The sequence below is a fragment of the Ensifer sp. B1-9 genome, from assembly GCF_050474445.1.
Classification (GTDB): domain Bacteria; phylum Pseudomonadota; class Alphaproteobacteria; order Rhizobiales; family Rhizobiaceae; genus Ensifer.
Window position 1 is genome coordinate 491,096 of sequence record NZ_JBCHVG010000002.1, and the last position, 19,625, is coordinate 510,720.

At 62.6% G+C, this 19,625-nt stretch carries 23 protein-coding genes; 12 read left to right on the top strand and 11 right to left on the bottom strand.

Translation table 11 applies throughout. From position 1 onward, the window contains the following. Positions 1-202: 202 nt before the first annotated feature. The 4 genes from dprA to ACQ5BM_RS05580 are packed head-to-tail and all read right to left on the bottom strand — an operon-like array spanning position 203 to position 4,223. Positions 203-1,351: a DNA-processing protein DprA gene (gene dprA, locus ACQ5BM_RS05565; protein WP_429808817.1), complete on the bottom strand. Its 1,149-nt coding sequence runs from the start codon at positions 1,349-1,351 to the stop codon at positions 203-205. After that, entirely contained in the window at positions 1,351-1,962 is a 612-nt protein-coding gene (gene plsY, locus ACQ5BM_RS05570) for a glycerol-3-phosphate 1-O-acyltransferase PlsY (RefSeq protein ID WP_429808820.1), read from the bottom strand. The genes dprA and plsY overlap by 1 nt, the downstream gene beginning before the upstream one ends. Before the next feature lie 30 nt (positions 1,963-1,992). Next, positions 1,993-3,285: a dihydroorotase gene (locus ACQ5BM_RS05575; protein WP_429808822.1), complete on the bottom strand. Its 1,293-nt coding sequence runs from the start codon at positions 3,283-3,285 to the stop codon at positions 1,993-1,995. Then, on the bottom strand, positions 3,282-4,223 hold the full coding sequence (locus tag ACQ5BM_RS05580) for an aspartate carbamoyltransferase catalytic subunit (RefSeq protein ID WP_429808825.1): 942 nt from the start codon (positions 4,221-4,223) through the stop codon (positions 3,282-3,284). Before ACQ5BM_RS05580 ends, ACQ5BM_RS05575 begins: the two co-directional genes overlap by 4 nt. Before the next feature lie 270 nt (positions 4,224-4,493). Between ACQ5BM_RS05580 and ACQ5BM_RS05585 the strand changes: the two genes are divergently transcribed. Further along, the gene (locus tag ACQ5BM_RS05585) at positions 4,494-6,146 is read left to right on the top strand and encodes an acyl-CoA dehydrogenase family protein (RefSeq protein WP_429808827.1); all 1,653 of its coding nucleotides are present in this window, start codon (positions 4,494-4,496) and stop codon (positions 6,144-6,146) included. Between the two features lie 71 nt (positions 6,147-6,217). Here the strand turns inward: ACQ5BM_RS05585 and ACQ5BM_RS05590 are convergent, their stop codons facing one another. Next, positions 6,218-7,153 (bottom strand): AEC family transporter, encoded by a 936-nt coding sequence (locus tag ACQ5BM_RS05590; RefSeq protein WP_429808830.1) that lies wholly within the window; start codon positions 7,151-7,153, stop codon positions 6,218-6,220. A 236-nt stretch (positions 7,154-7,389) separates the two neighbouring features. Here ACQ5BM_RS05590 and ACQ5BM_RS05595 point away from each other — a divergent pair, with 236 nt between their 5' ends. Both ACQ5BM_RS05595 and ACQ5BM_RS05600 read left to right on the top strand, forming a co-directional pair. Further along, positions 7,390-7,530 (top strand): hypothetical protein, encoded by a 141-nt coding sequence (locus tag ACQ5BM_RS05595; RefSeq protein ID WP_429808957.1) that lies wholly within the window; start codon positions 7,390-7,392, stop codon positions 7,528-7,530. Continuing rightward, positions 7,527-7,868 (top strand): DUF6105 family protein, encoded by a 342-nt coding sequence (locus ACQ5BM_RS05600; protein ID WP_429808833.1) that lies wholly within the window; start codon positions 7,527-7,529, stop codon positions 7,866-7,868. Before ACQ5BM_RS05595 ends, ACQ5BM_RS05600 begins: the two co-directional genes overlap by 4 nt. Here ACQ5BM_RS05600 and ruvX read toward each other — a convergent pair. Further along, the gene (gene ruvX, locus ACQ5BM_RS05605; RefSeq protein WP_429808835.1) at positions 7,814-8,299 is read right to left on the bottom strand and encodes a Holliday junction resolvase RuvX; all 486 of its coding nucleotides are present in this window, start codon (positions 8,297-8,299) and stop codon (positions 7,814-7,816) included. The genes ACQ5BM_RS05600 and ruvX overlap by 55 nt on opposite strands. Before the next feature lie 81 nt (positions 8,300-8,380). Here ruvX and ACQ5BM_RS05610 point away from each other — a divergent pair, with 81 nt between their 5' ends. From ACQ5BM_RS05610 to ACQ5BM_RS05625, 4 genes are all read left to right on the top strand, one after another. Continuing rightward, positions 8,381-9,085 carry a metal-dependent hydrolase gene (locus tag ACQ5BM_RS05610; protein WP_429808838.1) on the top strand — a complete coding sequence of 235 codons (705 nt, stop codon included), beginning with the start codon at positions 8,381-8,383 and terminating at the stop codon, positions 9,083-9,085. 109 nt (positions 9,086-9,194) lie between these two features. Then, complete coding sequence (gene gatC, locus ACQ5BM_RS05615; protein ID WP_429808841.1) at positions 9,195-9,482, top strand: Asp-tRNA(Asn)/Glu-tRNA(Gln) amidotransferase subunit GatC; 288 nt, start codon at positions 9,195-9,197, stop codon at positions 9,480-9,482. A 49-nt stretch (positions 9,483-9,531) separates the two neighbouring features. Continuing rightward, positions 9,532-11,013, top strand: coding sequence for an Asp-tRNA(Asn)/Glu-tRNA(Gln) amidotransferase subunit GatA (gene gatA / locus ACQ5BM_RS05620; protein ID WP_429808844.1), 1,482 nt, complete (start codon positions 9,532-9,534; stop codon positions 11,011-11,013). Positions 11,014-11,098: 85 nt separating this feature from the next. After that, on the top strand, positions 11,099-11,593 hold the full coding sequence (locus tag ACQ5BM_RS05625) for a GNAT family N-acetyltransferase (protein ID WP_429808847.1): 495 nt from the start codon (positions 11,099-11,101) through the stop codon (positions 11,591-11,593). 281 nt (positions 11,594-11,874) lie between these two features. Here ACQ5BM_RS05625 and ACQ5BM_RS05630 read toward each other — a convergent pair whose 3' ends face one another. Together ACQ5BM_RS05630 and ACQ5BM_RS05635 are read right to left on the bottom strand one after the other, a co-directional pair. Further along, entirely contained in the window at positions 11,875-12,129 is a 255-nt protein-coding gene (locus ACQ5BM_RS05630) for a YjhX family toxin (RefSeq protein WP_173516218.1), read from the bottom strand. Positions 12,130-12,309: 180 nt separating this feature from the next. Next, on the bottom strand, positions 12,310-12,498 hold the full coding sequence (locus tag ACQ5BM_RS05635) for a DUF1294 domain-containing protein (RefSeq protein WP_429808849.1): 189 nt from the start codon (positions 12,496-12,498) through the stop codon (positions 12,310-12,312). Positions 12,499-12,777: 279 nt separating this feature from the next. On the opposite strand from ACQ5BM_RS05635, the gene gatB reads away from it, so the two are divergent. The 5 genes from gatB to ACQ5BM_RS05660 all read left to right on the top strand — a co-directional run bounded on the left by gatB (position 12,778) and on the right by ACQ5BM_RS05660 (position 16,562). Next, positions 12,778-14,280 carry an Asp-tRNA(Asn)/Glu-tRNA(Gln) amidotransferase subunit GatB gene (gatB, locus tag ACQ5BM_RS05640; protein ID WP_429808852.1) on the top strand — a complete coding sequence of 501 codons (1,503 nt, stop codon included), beginning with the start codon at positions 12,778-12,780 and terminating at the stop codon, positions 14,278-14,280. A 2-nt stretch (positions 14,281-14,282) separates the two neighbouring features. Beyond that, positions 14,283-14,783 (top strand): N-acetyltransferase family protein, encoded by a 501-nt coding sequence (locus ACQ5BM_RS05645; RefSeq protein WP_429808855.1) that lies wholly within the window; start codon positions 14,283-14,285, stop codon positions 14,781-14,783. Between the two features lie 227 nt (positions 14,784-15,010). Continuing rightward, positions 15,011-15,481 (top strand): N-acetyltransferase family protein, encoded by a 471-nt coding sequence (locus tag ACQ5BM_RS05650; RefSeq protein WP_429808858.1) that lies wholly within the window; start codon positions 15,011-15,013, stop codon positions 15,479-15,481. 108 nt (positions 15,482-15,589) lie between these two features. Beyond that, positions 15,590-15,985 carry an NADH:ubiquinone oxidoreductase subunit NDUFA12 gene (locus ACQ5BM_RS05655; protein ID WP_429808861.1) on the top strand — a complete coding sequence of 132 codons (396 nt, stop codon included), beginning with the start codon at positions 15,590-15,592 and terminating at the stop codon, positions 15,983-15,985. Positions 15,986-16,109: 124 nt separating this feature from the next. Then, complete coding sequence (locus tag ACQ5BM_RS05660) at positions 16,110-16,562, top strand: DUF2155 domain-containing protein (RefSeq protein ID WP_057252269.1); 453 nt, start codon at positions 16,110-16,112, stop codon at positions 16,560-16,562. 68 nt (positions 16,563-16,630) lie between these two features. Here ACQ5BM_RS05660 and ACQ5BM_RS05665 read toward each other — a convergent pair whose 3' ends face one another. The 3 genes from ACQ5BM_RS05665 to accC form a co-directional block, all read right to left on the bottom strand. Then, on the bottom strand, positions 16,631-17,560 hold the full coding sequence (locus ACQ5BM_RS05665) for a DUF2167 domain-containing protein (protein WP_429808863.1): 930 nt from the start codon (positions 17,558-17,560) through the stop codon (positions 16,631-16,633). Between the two features lie 86 nt (positions 17,561-17,646). After that, positions 17,647-18,261, bottom strand: coding sequence for a leucyl/phenylalanyl-tRNA--protein transferase (gene aat / locus ACQ5BM_RS05670; protein WP_429808866.1), 615 nt, complete (start codon positions 18,259-18,261; stop codon positions 17,647-17,649). A gap of 10 nt (positions 18,262-18,271) precedes the next feature. Further along, positions 18,272-19,615 carry an acetyl-CoA carboxylase biotin carboxylase subunit gene (accC, locus tag ACQ5BM_RS05675; protein ID WP_429808869.1) on the bottom strand — a complete coding sequence of 448 codons (1,344 nt, stop codon included), beginning with the start codon at positions 19,613-19,615 and terminating at the stop codon, positions 18,272-18,274. Positions 19,616-19,625 lie beyond the last annotated feature (10 nt).

A 19,625-nucleotide genomic window follows, 5' to 3' on the forward strand; every position in this document is an offset into this window, starting at 1 on the left:
TTCGGGCGCCAGCGCTGTCAGCGCCGTGTGTCGCCTTGTATCGATGCCCCGAAATGGACAGGGATTCGTGCGGGGTCAAGAGGGTTCGCCCAAAATAACGATGAGAGGAGGCGATGCAACTCACACAAGATTGCATGGCATCTGCAATCTGCAATGGGTATTCCGTCGCTTCTTAGCGGCCGCGGATCACCATTGCTGGCACTCATTCGGTTGCCGTGAGAGACACAAGCCCGCCGGCGTGCCGGTCGAGCCGCCCGGCGAGATCGAGTTCCAGAAGGAGCAGGTAGACCTGCGCGGGAGAAAGCCCGGTGTGCCGGACGATATCGTCCGTTTCGACCGGCGTCGGGCCAAGCGCATCGATGATGGCCGCACGATCGGTGTCGCTGGTCGTGGCGGGGGCGCTCGGCTGCGTATGCCCCTCCGGTTCCCTGGCGCTTGGCAGGGCCAGCTCGAACTGGCTGAGCGGCGCCAGCGCTTCGAGGACATCGTCCGGCGACGTTGTCACGATCGCGCCCTGTTTCAGAAGATCGTTGGTGCCGTGGCACCGGGGATCGAGTGGGGATCCCGGAACGGCAAAGACGAGCCGGCCGAAATCGGCGGCATAACGGGCGGTGATCAGCGAACCGGAGCGATTGGCCGCCTCGACGACGGCGACGCCGAGGCTGACGCCGGCAATCAGGCGGTTGCGGCGAGGAAAATCGCGGGCACGCGGCTCCCACCCGAAAGGCATTTCGCTGATCGCGAGGCCGCGGCCAGATGTGATCTCCTCGAGGAGGCCGAGGTTTTCGGGCGGGTAGGGGCGATCGAGCCCGCCGGCAAGTGCGGCGATCGTGCCCGTCTCGAGGCTTGCGCGATGGGCGGCCGTATCGATGCCCCGGGCAAGACCCGAAGTGACGACATAGCCTGCGCGTCCGGCATCGCGCGCGATCATCGCCGCGAACTTTGCGCCGCTCGCCGATGCATTGCGCGAGCCGACGATGCCGAGCGATGGGCGGGTTGCTGCTTTGAGGTCGCCCTTCATGGCGAGAAGAGGGGGAGCGCCGTCGATCTGTCGCAGCGCCGAGGGATAACCCGGCTCGCCAATACCGACGAAGACCGCGCCGCAGCGTCGCGCCGCTTCCAGTTCCCGTTCGGCCTCACTCACGGTCGCCACGCGGTAGGCCTGCTTGGTTCCTCCGCGCCGGGACAGTTCAGGGAGCGCGTCGAGCGCATTTTCCGCGGTGCCGAAGTGGTTGATCAGGTCCCTGAAGGCGATGGGGCCGACATTGTCGCTGCGGATCAGCCGCAGCCAGGAGAGTTTCTGTCGTTCGGTCAGCGCCACTCCGGTTCGTCCTGCGCTGTCCTCAGACATTATCCCTTATCTCCGATCTTGCTTTCCGTGCCGGCGAGCAGCCGCTGGATATTGGCGCGATGCTTCACCCAGCTAATGATGGTCATTGCGGCGAAGAGGAGAGCGACCTTCTCATTCCCTACTGCGTAAAGTAGAACCGGGATGATAGCCGTTGCAACCAGGGCGGACAATGAGGAGTAACGGGTGATTTTCGCCATGGCGAGCCAGACCGCCGCAAAGGCAAGCACCATGACGGGAACGAGGCCGAGGAGGACGCCGATATAAGTGGCAATGCCCTTGCCGCCCTTGAAGCCGAGCCAGACCGGATAGAGGTGGCCGAGAAACGCCGCAAAGCCGGCGGCGATGCCTGCCTCGACGCCCCAATAGGAGGCTATGGCCGCGGCCGCGGTACCCTTCAGGGCATCGAGCAGCAAAGTGGCGGCTGCGAGTTTCTTATTGCCGGTTCTCAGCACATTGGTCGCGCCGATATTACCCGAGCCGATCTTTCGCACGTCGCCGAGCCCCGCCATGCGGGTCAGTATCAGCCCGAATGGGATCGAGCCGAGCAGATAGCCGAAGGCGAGACACACCAACGTCAAGGGCAGCCCGAGCTGCCAGGAAAATAGATCCACCGGTTCCCCTCCCGCGCGACCGCTTCGGGCTTATGCGGAATGCACAAGCTTGCCCGCAACATAGGTTTGCACAACCCGCCCGGTAAAGCGTGCATTTTCAAACGGCGTGTTCTTGGAGCGCGAAACGATCGCCTCCTTGTAGAGCACCCACGGCTCGTCAAGGTCGAGGACCGCGATATCCGCCTTGGCGCCGGGTTTCAGCGTACCGGCGTCGAGACCGAAAATTGCTGCCGGACGCGTCGACATGGCATCGATAAGGCGCATCAGCGGAACCTGGCCGCTGTGGTGCAGGCGAAGGGCTGCAGCCGCGAGCGTTTCCAGGCCGATGGCGCCATCGGCGGCGTCGGCGAAGGGCAGGCGTTTGGTATCGACGTCCTGCGGGTCATGCGAGGAGACGATGATGTCGATGGTGCCGTCGGCCAGTGCCTCGGTCATGGCGACCCGGTCGTCCTCGCTGCGAAGCGGCGGCGAAAGCTTGAAGAAGGTGCGGTACTCGCCGATGTCGTTCTCGTTGAGTGCCAGATTGTTGATGGAGATACCGCAGGTGACGTTGGCGCCGCGTTCGCGCGCGGTGCGGATGGCCTCTGCCGATTCGGGAACCGAAATCTGCGCGGCGTGATAGGCCGCCTTCGTCAGGCCGGCGATGCGCAGGTCGCGCTCGAGCGGGATGATCTCCGACTCGCGCGGGATCCCGGCAAGACCGAGCCAGCTTGCGAGCAGGCCTTCGTGCATGACGCCGTTGGCGCCGAGATACTTGTCGCGGGTCTCAAGCGAGATGACGGCGCCGAATTCGCGCGCATAGGTCATGGCGCGGCGCAGGACCAGCGTATCGTGGATCGACCGCCGGCCATTGGTGAAACAGACGGCGCCGGCTTCGCGCAGCAGGCCGAATTCGGTCATCTCTTCCCCGGCCAGTCCCTTGGTCAGGGCCGCGGCCGGATGCACGTTGACGACGGCCTTGTCGCGCGCCGTCTTCTTCACGAACTCGACCAGCGCGATATCGTCGATCACAGGATCCGTGTCCGGCATCGCGATGAAAGTGGTGACGCCACCGACCGCCGCCGCGCGCGACGCGGATTCGAAGGTCTCGCGATGTTCGCTGCCCGGTTCGCCGACGAAGACGCGGGCATCGACGAGGCCCGGAACTGCAGTGAGCCCGGCGCAGTCCTTGACGAAGGCGCCGTCCGGCGCGCCCTGGTTCTGCGCATCGGCGCCGGCACCCAGGATGCGGCCGTCGTTTCCAACGATAATGGTGCCGACCTCATCAAGGTTGCGCGAGGGATCGACGATGCGGAGGTTCTTCAGAACGAGTGGTCTGGTCATAGGCGCGGCCCCTGATTCTGCGAGAGAAGCAGCGTTTCCATCACCGCCATGCGTACGGCAACGCCCATCTCGACCTGCTGTTCGATCACGCTCTGCGGGCCATCGGCGATTTCCGAGGCGATCTCGACGCCGCGGTTCATCGGCCCGGGATGCATGACGAGTGCATCGTCCTTGGCAGCCTTCAGCTTCTCCGCGTCGAGCCCGTAATAGTGGAAGTATTCGCGCACCGAAGGAACGAAGGCGCCGGCCATGCGCTCGCGCTGGAGACGCAGCATCATGACGACATCGGCATCTTTCAGGCCCTCGGCCATGGAGTGGTAGACCTCGACGCCCATCTCGGCGATCCCCGAGGGCAGCAGCGTCGCCGGAGCGACCACGCGGACGCGGGCGCCCATCTGGTTCAGGAGGAGAATATTGGAGCGCGCCACGCGCGAGTGCAGCACGTCGCCGCAGATCGCCACGATGATACGTGAGAGTTTGCCCTTGGCGCGGCGGATCGTCAGCGCGTCGAGCAGCGCCTGGGTCGGGTGCTCGTGCTGGCCGTCGCCGGCATTGACGACGGAGCAGGAAACCTTCTGCGCCAGCAGCGCCGCGGCGCCGGCCGAGGAATGGCGCACGACCAGCACGTCCGGGTGCATGGCGTTCAGCGTCATCGCGGTGTCGATCAGCGTCTCGCCCTTTTTCACCGAGGAATTGCCGACCGACATGTTCATGACATCGGCGCCGAGGCGCTTGCCGGCGAGTTCGAAGGAAGACTGCGTGCGGGTCGAGGCCTCGAAGAAGAGGTTGATCTGCGTCAGCCCTCGAAGCGTGGAGGTCTTCTTCTCTCTTTGGCGGGAGATTTGGACGGCTTCATCGGCGCGGTCGAGCAGATAGGTGATATCCTGCTCCGTGAGCCCCTTGATGCCGAGCAGGTGGCGATGCGGGAAAGTGGTCATGGGCCGCCCTTGCGCTCTTCGGATCACGATGGTTTTGGGCCGATGAGGCCCAACACCATTAACGTGATCGCTTCTTATAAGTTAGAGCGGAATGCGAGCGGAAAACCGCAAACACTTTTCCTCATTCCGCTCTAAATTGCGTCGCTCTATAAGACTTGGCCCCCGGCACGGCAAGGCTTGGGCGTCACCGTCCGCAGAAAACTTGCAACGGCGATCCTATCTTTTTCGCGCCCCGTTCCGTGGTCGTGAAACTTGCGCTAGAACCGGCCCATGAATCAGATGAACCGGACTGAACAGAAACTCGCCGAGCTGAACCAGCCCAAGCCCTGGTCCGGTGTCAACGCCTATCGCTCCGACCCGCTGGTGGTGGACATCACGTCCGGTATGAGCAAGACACTGCGCGACGAATTCGATCTGCTCGGCCGTTACGTCACCTCGCCGGAGGCGCAGGAACTGGCGCGCATGGCGAACGAAGGTCCGCCGAAGCTGAAGACGCATGGGCCGCGCGGCGAGCGTCTCGACGTCGTCGAGTTTCACCCGGCTTGGCATGCACTGATGCGTCGCTCGATGTCTTCGGGCCTGCACGCGTCCGCCTGGGAAAATCTGCCGGATGAACGCAACCAGTCGCACAAGACCCGCGCAATCCGCTTCTATCTGACGGCCCAGCTCGAATGCGGCCATCTCTGCCCGCTGACGATGACCAGCGCTTCGCTTGCCGCGATCACTGCGTCGCCGGCGGTCCAGAAGGAATGGGCGCCGAAGATCCTGTCGCGCAAATACGATTCCACCAACCGCCCCTGGATGCAGAAATCGGCTGTCACCGTCGGCATGGGCATGACCGAGAAGCAGGGCGGCACCGACGTGCGCGCCAACACTTCTACGGCGGAACGCGTGGGCGAAGGCATCTACCGGCTCAACGGCCACAAGTGGTTCATGTCGGCGCCGATGAGCGACGCCTTCGTCATGCTGGCGCAGACGCGCGACGGCCTCGCCTGCTTCCTCGTACCGCGGCTCTTGGAGGACGGCAGCGCCAACGGGCTGCGTTTCCAGCGGCTGAAGGACAAGCTCGGCAACCGCTCCAACGCTTCGTCAGAGGTCGAGTTCTCCGACACGTTCGGTTTCATCCTCGGCGCGCCGGATGCCGGCATCCGGACGATCCTCGACATGGTGACGCTGACGCGCCTTGACTGTGCGCTGGCATCCGCCGGCATGATGCGGGCCTCGCTCGCCGAAGCCGTGCATCACACTCGCGGCCGCAAGGTCTTCGGCAAGCCGCTCGTGAGCCAGCCGATGATGACGCGTGTGCTGGCCGACATGGCGCTCGATGTGGCGGCGGCAAGCGCACTTTCCTTCCGTCTGGCCGAGGCCTTCGACAAGGCGCGCAGCAGTTCGGAAGACGCGGCCTATGCGCGGATCATGACGCCTGTCGCGAAATACTGGGCCTGCAAGATCGCGCCGGCGCTGATCTATGAAGCGATGGAATGCCTGGGCGGCAACGGCTATGTGGAGGAGCGCGCGCTGGCGCGCCATTACCGCGAGGCGCCGGTCAACGCCATCTGGGAAGGCTCCGGCAATGTCATGGCGCTGGACGTGCTGCGCGTGCTCGCCAAGGGCAAGGATCTCTTCGAGCAGCTCTTCGTCGTTCTGGCGCGCGATCTCGGGCCGTCCGGCCGCAAGACGATCGACGTGCTGCGTGCGGCCATGTCGCTCTGCGAGCGCGATGAGGGTGCGGCGCGCATGCTGGTCGAGCAACTGGCGCTCGCAGGGGCTGCCGCCGAGCTTTACCGCCTCGGTGCCGGTCGCATCGCGGACGCGTTCCTCGAATCGCGCCTGGCCGCCGGATGGCGCTCGACCTACGGCATGCTCGATTCGCGCTTCGATTCCGCCTACATCCTCGATCTTCTCTATCCCCCTGCGGCATAAGCCGTCAGGCCCCGCGGCATAAGCCGTCGGGCCCTGGGACGTAAGTCGTCAGGCCGCTGCGGCATAAGCGGTCAGCCCCCTGTAACGTACGCCGTCAGGTAGAGGACGAGCGGTATCGTGAAGAACGAGACGACCGTCTGGATCGTCGCGACTGCCGCATAGAGTTCGGCGTCGCCATCCATCTGTTTGGCCAGCAGATAGCCGTTCATCGCCGTCGGCACGGCCGCGCCAAGCGCGATGACCAGCAGGGCGTCGCCGCGAATGCCGAGCAGGTAGCTCGCGCTCACCATGAAGACCGGCATGACAATCAGCTTGAGGAAGACCGCGAGCAGCGCTGTCGCGCTCGGCTTCAGTGCATCGGAAGCGCGCAAGCCCGCCCCGACCATTACCAGCCCGAGGCTGAGCGAGGCGCTCGCCAGCATCTCGATCGTGGACATCACGGGGCCGTAGATCTTCAGGCCGATCGAGTTGACGAGAATACCAAGCACCGAGGCGACGATCAGCGGATTGGTGACGATCTTTGCGAAGAAGCGCCTGAAGTCACGATTGCCCCCGCCGAACCAGACCAGCACGCCGATATTGTAGAGATTGATGGGAATGATCACGAGCGTCATCACCAGGGCGGTCAGCGTCAAACCGATCGGGCCGTAGAGCTTCTGCGCGATTGCCAGCGCCATGAAGCCGTTCCAGCGCGTCGCGGTCTGGAAGACCGATGTGAAGGAGGCACCGGACACCTGGCGGTCCCGCAGCATTGGCCAGAGCAGCAGCACAAAGGCCGACATCAGGCTGACGCTGCCGACCGTCGCGATGGCCGTCGCGTCGGCTTTCAGGCCGGCAAAGTCCGCCTGGGCGAGCGTCGAGAACAGAAGGGCGGGGAACAGGATGAAGTAGCCAAACTGCTCAAGCCCGAGCCAAAGGCTCTGGTCGACGAATGTCGAGCGCTTGAGCCAGGCGCCGAGCAGTACGAGCAGGAAGATCGGGAAGATGCTTTCAAAGACGACGGTCATGGAGGAGGACCTGCGAGGGGGAGGGATATCGCTACCCGGATTCTGCAGCGATCGGAATGGACTTGCGGCATAGGGGAGAAAGATCGGAGCGCAGCCGCGTCCAACGGCACCAAAAGACCAGCCTGTGCAAATTAACCTTAACAAATGGTTTACGTTGCACGTCTTCCCCACAGGGAGGAAATTGACCAGGCATTTCAACAGAATCCGGATGGAGCGGTTCGGTGAGAACTGGCCTTTTGATCATCATGATGATGTTTTTCGCCGGACTGGCGATGGATATTGCGGTTCCAACGACGGTCCTGCTCGCCTTGTTGCTGGCGGACCGCGCCATATATCCGTTGATCCACCGCCGCATTTCGGAAAGGGGAGCCGCATGAAGTGGTTTCTGATCCTGTGGGCCTGCCCGGTCATGTTCCTCACGTCGTGGTATGGTCTCTCCTATTACGACATGAGCTTCGGCTTCTTCATGCTGACGCGGCAGACCCACGATCTCGTGTTCCAGGTCTACGGCCATGTTCTCGGCATTCCGCCGGAGACGATCCCGCCGCTCGTCGCCCGCGCAATCGTCTTCGATAGTTTCGTGGTCTTTGCCATTATCGGTTTTCGCAAGCGCCGGGAGATCTCAGCCTGGTATCGCCGTCGTTTCGGTGCCGGCAGAGCTCAGTCCGAGAGGGCGTCCCTTCCAAGCGACGCCAGCCTGTCGAGGGCGCCCTGAAGAATGAAGGAGGCGGCGGCCGAATCGATGCGTTCGGCCCGCTTCCGTCGCGAAACGTCCATCTCGATCAGCACGCGCTCGGCCGCAACGGTCGAAAGTCGTTCATCCCAGAAGATGAAGGGCAGCGGCGTTTTCTGCTCCATGTTGCGTACGAAGGCGCGGGTCGCCTGACAGCGCGGTCCCTCGCTGCCGTCCATATTGACGGGCAGGCCGATGACGAAGGCCGCGACCTTTTCTTTTTCCGCCACTGACAACAGCGCTTCCGCGTCCACCCCGAACTTGACCCGGCGGATCACCTCGCGGGGTGTCGCGAAACGGCGGCCGAGATCGGAGACCGAGAGACCGATCGTCTTGGTGCCAAGGTCGAGCCCGGCGATCGCCTGGTTCTGATGAAGCTGGGATGCCAGCTCTTCGATGGTGAGAATTGCCATGTCCGTGTCGATTCGATCTTTGCGCGGAGGGTTGTCTGTTCCATATGCTGTTCCGATACGCAAATCATCAGGGAGAAAGTCATGAAGATCAAATGGCTCGGCCATTCCGCCTTTCACGTCGAGACGGCAAAGGCCAAAATCCTCATCGACCCCTTTTTCACCGGCAACCCCGCCTTCCGGGACGAGGAGCGCAGGGACGCGACCGCCGGCCTCACCCACATCCTCCTGACCCATGGCCACGGCGACCATGTCGGCGATGCGGTTGCGATCGCCAAGGAGACAGGGGCCACCGTCGTCGGCAACTTCGATCTTTGCATGTGGCTCGGCAGGCAGGGCGTCACGAAAATGGAGCCGGGCAACACCGGCGGAACGATCCACCTCGGCGGCTTTTCCGCAACCTTCGTCAACGCGCTGCATTCCTCGGCGCAGATCACCGAGGACGGCGTCTCCCACTCGCTCGGCAACGCTAATGGCCTGGTGCTGCACTTCGACGACGAGCCGACGCTCTACCACATGGGCGACACGGACATCTTTTCCGACATGGCGTTGATTGGCGAACTGCACCAGCCTGCGATCGGCATCGTTCCGATCGGCGACCGTTTCACCATGGGTGGAGCCGTGGCGGCACTCGCCTGCCAGCGCTTTTTCAAGTTCTCGACGGCGATCCCCTGCCATTACGGCTCGTTCCCGATCATCGACCAGACGCCCGAAACCTTCGTTGTCGGTATGGAAAGTGCGCCCACCAAGGTGGAGACGCCGCACGTCGGCGGCGTCGTCGAGGTCTGATGTTGCGCCGGGCCTTTTGACGCGAGGCCCGGTACTCCGGCAATTCCCCCGTTGCGTGGCTCGCCGCGCGCCATTATAGCGGGGGAAGTTCCAGTTACCGGAGACGATCATGTCCGTAGACCTTGCCACCGTGAAGCGCGTTGCGCGCCTTGCCCGTATCGCCGTCAGCGAAGAGGAAGCCGAGCGGATGATGGGCGAGCTCAATGGCATCCTCGGTTTTGTCGAACAGCTCTCCGAAGTGAATGTCGATGGCGTCGAGCCGATGACTTCGGTGACGCCGATGGAGATGAAGAAGCGGACGGACGACGTCACGGACGGCAACAAGGCCGACGACATCGTTGCCAATGCGCCGAATTCCGATCGCAATTTCTTCCTCGTCCCGAAGGTGGTCGAGTAACCTCCGCCTGCCGCCCCGACGTTCCCGATTGCGAAAGCCCGATTTCATCATGACCGACCTTACCAGCCTCACGATTGCCGAAGCCCGCGCAAAGCTCGCCGCCAAGGAAATCACCGCCGTCGAACTGACGGACGCCTATATCGCCGCAATCGACGCCGCCAATGAGGCGATCAACGCCTATATCGCCGTAACGCCGGACAAGGCACGCGAGATGGCCAAGGCCTCGGATGCGCGCATTGCCGCCGGCAAGGCCGGCGCGCTCGAAGGCATCCCGCTCGGTATCAAGGACCTCTTCGGTACCGAAGGCGTGCACACCCAGGCCTGCAGCCATATTCTCGACGGTTTCGCACCGCGCTACGAATCGACCGTTACCCAGAACCTCTGGAACGACGGTGCCGTCATGCTCGGCAAGCTGAACATGGACGAGTTCGCCATGGGTTCGTCGAACGAGACGTCCTACTATGGTGCCGTGAAGAACCCCTGGCGCGCCAAGGGCTCCAACATGGATCTCGTGCCTGGCGGCTCCTCCGGCGGTTCCGCCGCGGCCGTCGCCGCGCATCTCTGCGCCGGTGCCACGGCGACCGACACCGGCGGTTCCATCCGCCAGCCGGCCGCCTTCACCGGCACCGTCGGCATCAAGCCGACCTATGGCCGCTGCTCGCGCTGGGGCGTCGTCGCCTTCGCCTCGTCGCTCGACCAGGCCGGCCCGATCGCCCGTGACGTGCGCGATGCCGCCCTCCTCCTGAAATCGATGGCAAGCGTCGACACCAAGGACACGACTTCGGTCGATCTGCCGGTGCCGGACTACGAAGCGTCGATCGGCAAGTCGATCAAGGGCATGAAGATCGGTATTCCCCGGGAATACCGCGTCGACGGCATGCCGGAGGAGATCGAGGCGCTCTGGCAGCAGGGCATTGCCTGGCTGAAGGAAGCTGGCGCCGAGATCGTCGACATCACCCTGCCGCACACGAAATACGCCCTGCCGGCTTATTACATCGTCGCTCCGGCCGAGGCTTCCTCGAACCTCGCCCGCTATGACGGCGTGCGTTACGGTCTGCGCGTCGATGGCAAGGACATCGTCGAAATGTACGAGAAGACGCGCGCCGCCGGTTTTGGCCAGGAGGTCAAGCGCCGCATCATGATCGGCACCTACGTGCTTTCGGCCGGCTACTACGACGCCTACTATCTGCGGGCGCAGAAGGTCCGCACGCTGATCAAGCGTGACTTCGAGCTGGCCTTCCACGCCGGCGTCGACGCTATCCTTACGCCCGCAACGCCGTCCTCCGCCTTCGGCATCGCCGACGAGGATCTGGCATCCGATCCGGTCAAGATGTACCTGAACGACATCTTCACGGTGACGGTCAACATGGCTGGCCTGCCCGGCATCGCTGTTCCCGGCGGCCTCGACCATAAGGGGCTGCCTTTGGGCCTGCAACTGATCGGCAAGCCGTTCGAAGAAGAGACGCTGTTCAAGACGGCGCATGTCATCGAGCAGGCGGCGGGCCGCTTCACACCGGCCAAGTGGTGGTAAATTCTGATGGCGGTGCCGGACAGGCACCGCCATTTCTGCTTCTGAGGCACGCACGGCCACTCTTGTCGCGGAAGGAGCCCGCGTCATGCCCTTCATCCGCCATGCTCGCGCCGGCGACGTCGACCGGCTGACGGAGATCGGTCTCGCCGCCTGGCAGTCTGCGATTGCAGGCCTCGCTGACGGCAAGAGGATGCGGCGTGTCGCCGAAACCTCGTTTTTCCGTTTTCTTTCCGACAACTGGTTGTCCGCCTTGCTGGTCGAAGCCGAAGGCAGCGTTCGCGGATGGGCGGCGCGTGAGCACTTCGACAACGCGATTTCCGACCTGTGGATCGAGCCTGCGGCCCAGGGCAGGGGCCTCGGCGCTTTGCTGCTTGGCGAGATCGAGCGCCGCATCGTTGCGGACGGATTCGATGTCGCCACCACCAAGACCCATGCGCGCAACGACCGAGCCGTGACCTTCCTCCGCAACCGTGGCTACGGTGTAACTTGGCTTTCCACCGCCTACGCCCCGCAACTCGACGGCGATGTCGAGTTCATCGGCTTGAGCAAAGTTGTCATCGCGCAGGATGAGAAGCGCTGACCTGCGCGCATTCGTGCATGGCTGTGACCCGGAAATGACGCTGGCCTGTTCACATCACGTTCATTAGTCCCATGAAATATGAGGGGTATGACGCCGATCTCGACGGCTTGCTCCTGGCGGCAGACCGCGCCCTTTACCTGGCGAAAGACGCCGGGCGCGATTGCGTGCGATGCGCCGTGTCCGGTGTTGACGCAAGGTAAAGGCTTCTTGTGCCTGACCTTGCGTGAAGCGCCGGCCACACCGGGCATCCTTCGATGCCCGGCATCATCGGCTTTTACCGCTCAGCGGTTGTTGAGTTCGGCGCGCACCAGCTGCAAGCCGCGTTCTGTGATGCGATAGGGCTTGCCGCCAGAGGACGAGATCGCCTTTTTGCGCTTCAGCTTGCGGAAGAGCTCCAGGTCAAAACCAGGATAGACCCAGCCGTCACGGGTGAAGCATCGAATTTCGATGATCGCCTTGCTTTCGCGGGTGACTTCGATGCGGCCGCCCTGGGCCAAATGATGAAGAATGCGCTGTTCGGCGCGTGAGATGTCCATTTCTGAATGTTCCGGAAAAGCGTTCGTATGAACGCAGGAAACCGTTCCGCAAATCACGGGGAATGCGGGGCGACGTTTCCGGCCCGTGCGCGCAATCAATAAAGGGGATTGCGGGGACGGGCCCTTACCGGGACTCAGACGAAGAAGTGAACATCAAAACTCCAGAAAGACGGTGCTTTCCTAGAAGACGCTCGCGAGCACGTCAAGGTGTCCGTGCAACGCCAGGGTGCCGACAGCCGCGGCAGCTACCTGGACAGCGACGATGAGCGCCAAGCGGGTTCGAAACGGTTCCTTGCGCGTCTTGTGGCGAAATATGTGCCGGGCGGCCATCGCACCAGGACTTCCGCCAAGAAGAGAGATTGTCAGCAATGTCTGCTAGCTGATGCGCCAGCGGCCCGCGCGCGCAGCCCGTTTGTCAAACCAAAACAGCCCGAAGCTTAAGATGTTGATGTAGGCTGCGTACAATGCGAGTGCGGTGACGGTCGACATCGGGAAATCTTGGCGCAAGGGTGCTAAACGGTGGTTAAGCGGCGCTTCGCATTCGCGGTTGCACGGAGATGGGCGCCAGATGACGCCGAACAACTTGCACCCGTGAACCAATTGTTCTACCGAGAAACCAAGAATTCAGGCTTCAAAGAAGAGCATGATATGAGCATTGTCGACGTCCGCACCCCCGATCCGAAACGCTTCATCCCCGGCGCCACCGGCGACTGGGAAGTCATCATCGGCATGGAAGTCCATGCCCAGGTGCTTTCCAATTCGAAGCTGTTTTCGGGTGCCTCGACGGAATTCGGCAATGCGCCGAACGCGAACGTCTCGCTGGTCGATGCCGCCATGCCCGGCATGCTGCCCGTCATCAACGAGGAATGCGTGAAGCAGGCCGTGCGCACCGGCCTCGGCCTCAAGGCTACGATCAACAAGCGCTCGATCTTCGACCGCAAGAACTATTTCTATCCGGACCTGCCGCAGGGCTATCAGATCTCGCAGTTCAAGGATCCGATCGTCGGCGAAGGCAAGATCATCATCTCGATCGGGCCGGATCGCCAGGGTCAGTTCGAGGATGTCGAAATCGGTATCGAACGCCTGCATCTGGAACAGGATGCCGGCAAATCGATGCACGACCAGCATCCGTCGATGTCCTATGTCGACCTCAACCGCTCTGGCGTCGCCCTGATGGAGATCGTCTCCAAGCCGGACATGCGTTCGTCGGACGAGGCGAAAGCTTACATGACCAAGCTGCGCTCGATCGTGCGCTACCTCGGCACCTGCGACGGCAACATGGACGAAGGCTCGATGCGCGCCGACGTCAACGTCTCCGTCCGTCGTCCGGGCGAAGCCTTCGGCACGCGCTGCGAGATCAAGAACGTCAACTCGATCCGCTTCATCGGCCAGGCGATCGAATATGAGGCACGTCGCCAGATCGGTATCCTCGAGGATGGTGGCGTGATCGATCAGGAGACCCGCCTGTTCGACCCGAACAAGGGCGAGACGCGCTCGATGCGCTCGAAGGAAGACGCGCACGACTACCGCTACTTCCCGGATCCGGACCTGCTGCCGCTGGAATTCGACGATGCCTTCGTCGAAGCGCTTAAGGCCGACCTGCCGGAGCTGCCCGACGACAAGAAGGAGCGGTTCGTTCGCGACCTCGGCCTCTCGGTTTACGATGCGTCGGTTCTCGTTTCCGAGAAGTCGATCGCGGACTATTTCGAGGCGGTAGCCGAGGGGCGCGATGGCAAGATTGCTGCGAACTGGGTCATCAACGACCTGCTCGGCGCCTTGAACAAAGCCGGCAAAGCCATTGAAGAGACTCCGGTTTCGCCGGCGCAGCTCGGCGGCATCATCGACCTCATCAAGGCTGAGACGATTTCCGGCAAGATCGCCAAGGATCTCTTCGAGATCGTCTGGAACGAGGGTGGCGACCCGGCGGCAATCGTCGAGGCGCGTGGCATGAAGCAGGTGACCGACACCGGCGCCATCGAAAAGGCTGTCGATGAGATCATCGCCGCCAACCCGGATCAGGTTGCCAAGGTTCAGGCCAAGCCCTCGCTCGCCGGCTGGTTCGTCGGCCAGGTGATGAAGGCGACCGGCGGCAAGGCCAACCCGCAGGCTGTACAGGCCTTGGTGAAGGCCAAGCTCGGCATCGAGGAATAACGATGTTCTTCGTGCGCACGGCCAGCGAGCGCGACCTGGACAAGGTTCGTGCCCTGCTGATCGAAACGTGGCACGCGACCTACGACACTTTCTATGGCGTCGAGAAGGTCAACGAGCTGACTGAGCGCTGGCACTCGCTGCCGGCGCTGAAGGCCCGCCTCGCGCGCAAGAACGCCGAATTCCTGGTGGCCGATGACGGCCGCCAGATCGGCGGCATGGGCTTTGCGGCGATGTCGGACACGCAGCCCAAGACCGCGGTGCTCCATCAGCTTTATGTGCTGCCGAAATTTCAGCGGCAGGGCATTGGCCGCGACATCTTCGCCGAGCTTGAGACCTGTTTCCCCGATGCCGAGCGCATGCGCGTCGAAGTCGAGCCGCAGAACCTGCATGCGTTGGCGTTTTACCGGACGCATGGCTTCTCAGAGATGGGCGAGACGGCGAATTGCGGCGACGAGCAATCCGGTCTGCCGGCCATCATCCTGGAGAAGCGGCTTCTCGGCTGAAGCAAGTCGCGCAAAGGCGCAGCGGCTTTGCGAAAACGGCATGCGAAATATCAAAGCTTAGAGCGCAAGGGACGATCTGGTAGTTTGCGACCCGCTTTGGAGATCTTTCCGCTGCCGTAGCCTGGTCCGTCCGCCTGTGGAAAACCTCGGGAGAGATTGCGCCGTCATCACGCCGTTACCTTCTGGTGTTTGGTCCGCTGCTGATGAACGCTGTGAGCGGAGGAACCATGGACGCGACAACCGAACTCTTGATCCGCAAGGCCAAGCGCGAAGACCTGCCGGCGATCGTCGCTCTCTTCGCCGCCGATCAGATCGGTGGTCATGGTGACACGACCGATCCCGCCGCGTTCGGCGATTATGTCGCCGCCTTCGAGAAAATCGAGGCTTCGTCACTGCAGACACTCTTCGTCGCAGTCCTTGCCGGGGAGATCGTCGGTACCTTTCAGACGGCGCTGCATACCACCTTGTCGGGGCGAGGCAGTTCCAGCCTGATTGTCGAGGCGGTTCAGACGCGTGAAGATATGCGCGGCCGCGGCATCGGTGAACGCATGATGCGCCATGCCATCGCCGAGGCGCGTGACCGCGGAGCGAAGAAGGTGCGGCTGACGTCCAATGCCGTGCGCACGGATGCGCATCGTTTCTATGAGCGGCTTGGCTTCGTGCGCAGCCATTTCGGCTTCCTCATGCCGTTGAAATGACGGCCTTTGCCTCGGAATCACTAGACAAGCCATGAGCGGCGGGGCATAAGCGGGAACATGGTTTTGGTATCTGGCCGCCTTCCCAACGGCCGGTCAAGGACGGCATCGATGAAGCTCCTGCTGCAGATTTTCACCTGGTGGAACGAACAGACGATCGGAACGCGCTTTCACACCTGGCGCCACGGTCAACGGGTCGGTCAAGACGAGCTCGGCAATGTCTACTACCAGGGTGGCAAGGATTCCGAAGGCCGAACCCGCCGCTGGGTGATCTATAACGGCTATGCCGAAGCCTCCGCCATTCCGGCCGGCTGGCACGGCTGGATGCATCACCGCACCGACGTTTCGCCGGCCGACGAGAAATACAGTCCGCGCGAGTGGCAGAAGCCGCATCGCGCGAACCCGACCGGCACGGCCAATGCCTACCGGCCGCAGGGTTCGATCGCAGCCACCGGCAAACGCCCGCGCGTGACCGGCGACTACGACGCCTGGACACCGGGTTCCTGAGAAATCTCTCTTCAGCGACGAGGACGGACCGCGGAATTGTTCCTCGATCACGGCGCGGCCACAATTGATGGTTAGCGCCTGAAATCCATCGACGATGAACAGGGCACGCGGGAGACAGGCGACAATGGCAGGTTCTGATCTGCGCAAAGCAATCGGCCAAGGTGCGCGGCGGTTGGGCTTGTCCCTGCTTGCCGGTTTGCCGCTGATCGCCTCGGCCGGAGCCGTCGATGCGGCGCGCCTCTCCAATGCCGTTGCTGTCTTCTCCGGCATCGACAAGATCACCGGCCGTATCACGACCTTCGACGTCTATATCGGCGAGACGGTCCAGTTCGGCGCCCTCCAGGTCACGCCGCGCGTCTGCTACAGCCGCGACGATACCGAGGCGCAGAAGATCACGACCTTCGTCGAGGTCGAAGAGATCACGCTCGATCGCAAGATCCGCCGCATCTTTACCGGCTGGATGTTCGCCGATAGCCCGGGCCTGAACGCCGTCGAGCATCCGGTCTATGACGTGTGGCTGCAGTCCTGCAAGGCGACGTCCGATTTGCCGCCGCCGGATACCGCGGCGAAGCAATAGCCTGCCAAGGCTGCCGGACCTGAGAGCGGCAGCCCAACACCTAATCCATCTCCGTCATCATCCCGGCGCTATGCGCCTGGCGGTTCCTTGCGGCCGAACAGGCCCTTGACGAAACGCAGAACCGCAGCGCCGGCAATCAGGATCACCACGGCGCCTTTTTTCAGAAAGGCCAGCGCGACGGCAAGCAAGCCGGCCTTGGCGGCGACCTTGGCGCCGGCGCCGGCAGCAATAAGGCCCGCCATTCCGTAGGCCGCGACCGCGTCGCCCTCCTTGAAGTCCGCGTAAGCCTGGCCGGCATCGAACTGTACCATGCCCGTCACACCCGGCAGTCCCGCCTTGATTTCATCGAGTTGCTCGAGGCCTGAAATGAAGTTCATCTGCAGCACACCTTCCCGGCTGAGGATGCGAACCGAATAGTTCAGGGTGTGGGGGCCGTTCGGATCCTTGCCGAAGATCAGGTCACGTGCCCAGTGCATCGTGTGCGTTCCCAGATCGTAATGGGGAGGGGAGGCCCAGCCAACCAACGTGATCGGATCGTAGCCCTGCTTCTCGCGCTCGATGTTGTTTTCGGCTGAGGCTTCCTTTAGCTGCGCCAGCAGTTCGGTGAAGTCGGTCGTCAGCGCATCTGCGTCCGAGACATAACCGTCCTTCAGATAGTCGATGGCCGATCCCCAGGCTTTGTCTGCGTCCGGCGCATACTTGGCGGGAAATACCATGCCGAGATAACCCTCGGCCGAGCCGGGCGGATTGCCCCACAGGTCGACAAGGACCTTCCTGGTATCGGCAGGATCCAGGAAATAGAAATCCGCTGGAATGTCGAGCTGCGCATGGGCAGAGGGCAGCGACACCTTGCCCTGCTTGAAATCAAGCGACCCGACGATGGCCGAATACTCAGGTGACAGGTTCGGTTCGCTACCGAACATCTCACGATATGTCTTTGCTTCCGCAACTGCGCTGGAAGCCATGAAAACCGATAATGCCAATAGGAACTTGTTCATCCAGATGTCCCCTCGAATACGGCCGAAGTCTGGATGAACACGTGACCGAAGTACATCTCCAGGTGGAGATATCCAACGAAGAGTATCTAGAACGAGAGGTCCGGCGAGTTCATCGCGTTGCCGAGCATGATCTCATATTCGGCCTTCGGTACGTCGATCGCACCAAAGGATTTGAGATGCTCAGTGGTGAATTGGGTGTCCAGCAACTCAAAGCCCCGGGCGCGCAGGTGCTCCACCAGGTGCACGAGGCAGATCTTCGAGGCGTCGGTGCGCCTGGAAAACATGCTCTCGCCGAAGAAAGCCGAGCCGAGCGAGACGCCGTAAAGGCCGCCGACCAGCACGTCATTCTCCCAGGCTTCGACGCTATGGGCGTAACCCATCGTGTGCAGCGTTGCGTAGAGGGTACGGATCTTGCTGTTGATCCAGGTTGTCGGCCGGTCCGGGGCGGGGGCGGCGCAGCCTTCCATCACCGCTTCGAAGGCGGTGTTGAAGCGGATGTCGAAGGGTTTCCGGCGGATCGTCTTGGCGAGGCTGCGGGAGACATGAAAGTCCGTCAGCGGGATAACGCCGCGAATTTCCGGCTCGACCCAGAAGAGCTCCGGGTCGTCGGCCGAGTCGGCCATCGGGAACAAGCCGATCGAATAGGCGCGCAGCAGCATATCCGGGGTAATGTCGGGCTGCTTGCTGCGCGTCCCTTTCAACGTATGGCCCTTACTCGGACGTGGCGGCCAGATGCTTTTCCAGCCAGTGGATATCGTAGTCGCCGTTGGCGATATCCTGATTATTGATCAGGTCTTGGAACAACGGAAGCGTGGTCTTGATGCCGTCGATGACAAATTCGTCGAGGACGCGGCGCAGACGCATCATGCACTCGACGCGAGTGCGCCCGTGTACGATCAGCTTGCCGATCAGGCTGTCATAGTACGGAGGGATGCGGTAGCCCTGATAGGCACCGGAATCGACGCGTACACCAAGACCGCCCGGCGCGTGGAAATGCGTGATCGTGCCCGGGGAGGGGACGAAGGTGCGCGGGTCCTCGGCGTTGATGCGGCATTCGATGGCGTGACCGGAGAACACGATGTCTTCCTGCTTGACCGAAAGACCGCCGCCGGACGCGACGCGGATCTGCTCGTGCACGAGGTCGATGCCGGTGATCGCTTCGGTGATCGGATGTTCGACCTGAAGACGGGTGTTCATCTCGATAAAATAGAACTCGCCGTTCTCGTAGAGGAACTCGATCGTGCCGGCGCCGCGGTACTTGAGCTTCTTCATGGCGTCGGCGCAGATCTGGCCGATCTTCATGCGCTGGTCGACGTTGAGAGCCGGGGAGTTCGCCTCTTCCCAGACCTTCTGGTGACGACGCTGCAGCGAGCAGTCGCGCTCGCCGAGGTGTACGGCGTTACCCGCACCGTCGCCGACGACCTGGATTTCGATGTGACGCGGCTGGCCGAGAAACTTCTCCATGTAGACCGCGTCGTTACCGAAGGCTGCCAGGGCCTCGGCGCGCGCCGTGGCCACGGCATGTTCGAGATCGGCTTCCGTTCGTGCAATCTTCATGCCGCGACCGCCGCCGCCGGCGGTGGCCTTGATCAGAACCGGAAAGCCGATCTGGCGGGCGACTTCAAGCGCATTCTCCGGCTTCACTTCGCCATCGGAACCCGGAACGACCGGGATGCCAAGCTCCTGCGCCGTCTTCTTGGCGGTGATCTTGTCGCCCATGAGTCGGATGTGCTCGGCCGTCGGGCCGATGAAGGTGATGTCGTGCGCTTCGAGGATTTCGGCGAACTTGGCGTTTTCCGACAGGAAGCCGTAGCCCGGGTGCACGGCGTCGGCACCGGTAATTTCGCAGGCGGCGACGATCTGGTGAATGTTCAGATAGCTATCGCGCGAGGGCGGCGGACCGATGCAGACGCTCTCGTCGGCGAGGCGCACATGCATGGCGTCGCTGTCGGCCGTGGAGTGGACGGCAACCGTCGCGATGCCGAGCTCCTTGCAGGCGCGCAGCACGCGAAGGGCGATTTCGCCGCGATTGGCAATGAGAATTTTCGAGATCATCGCCGCGCCG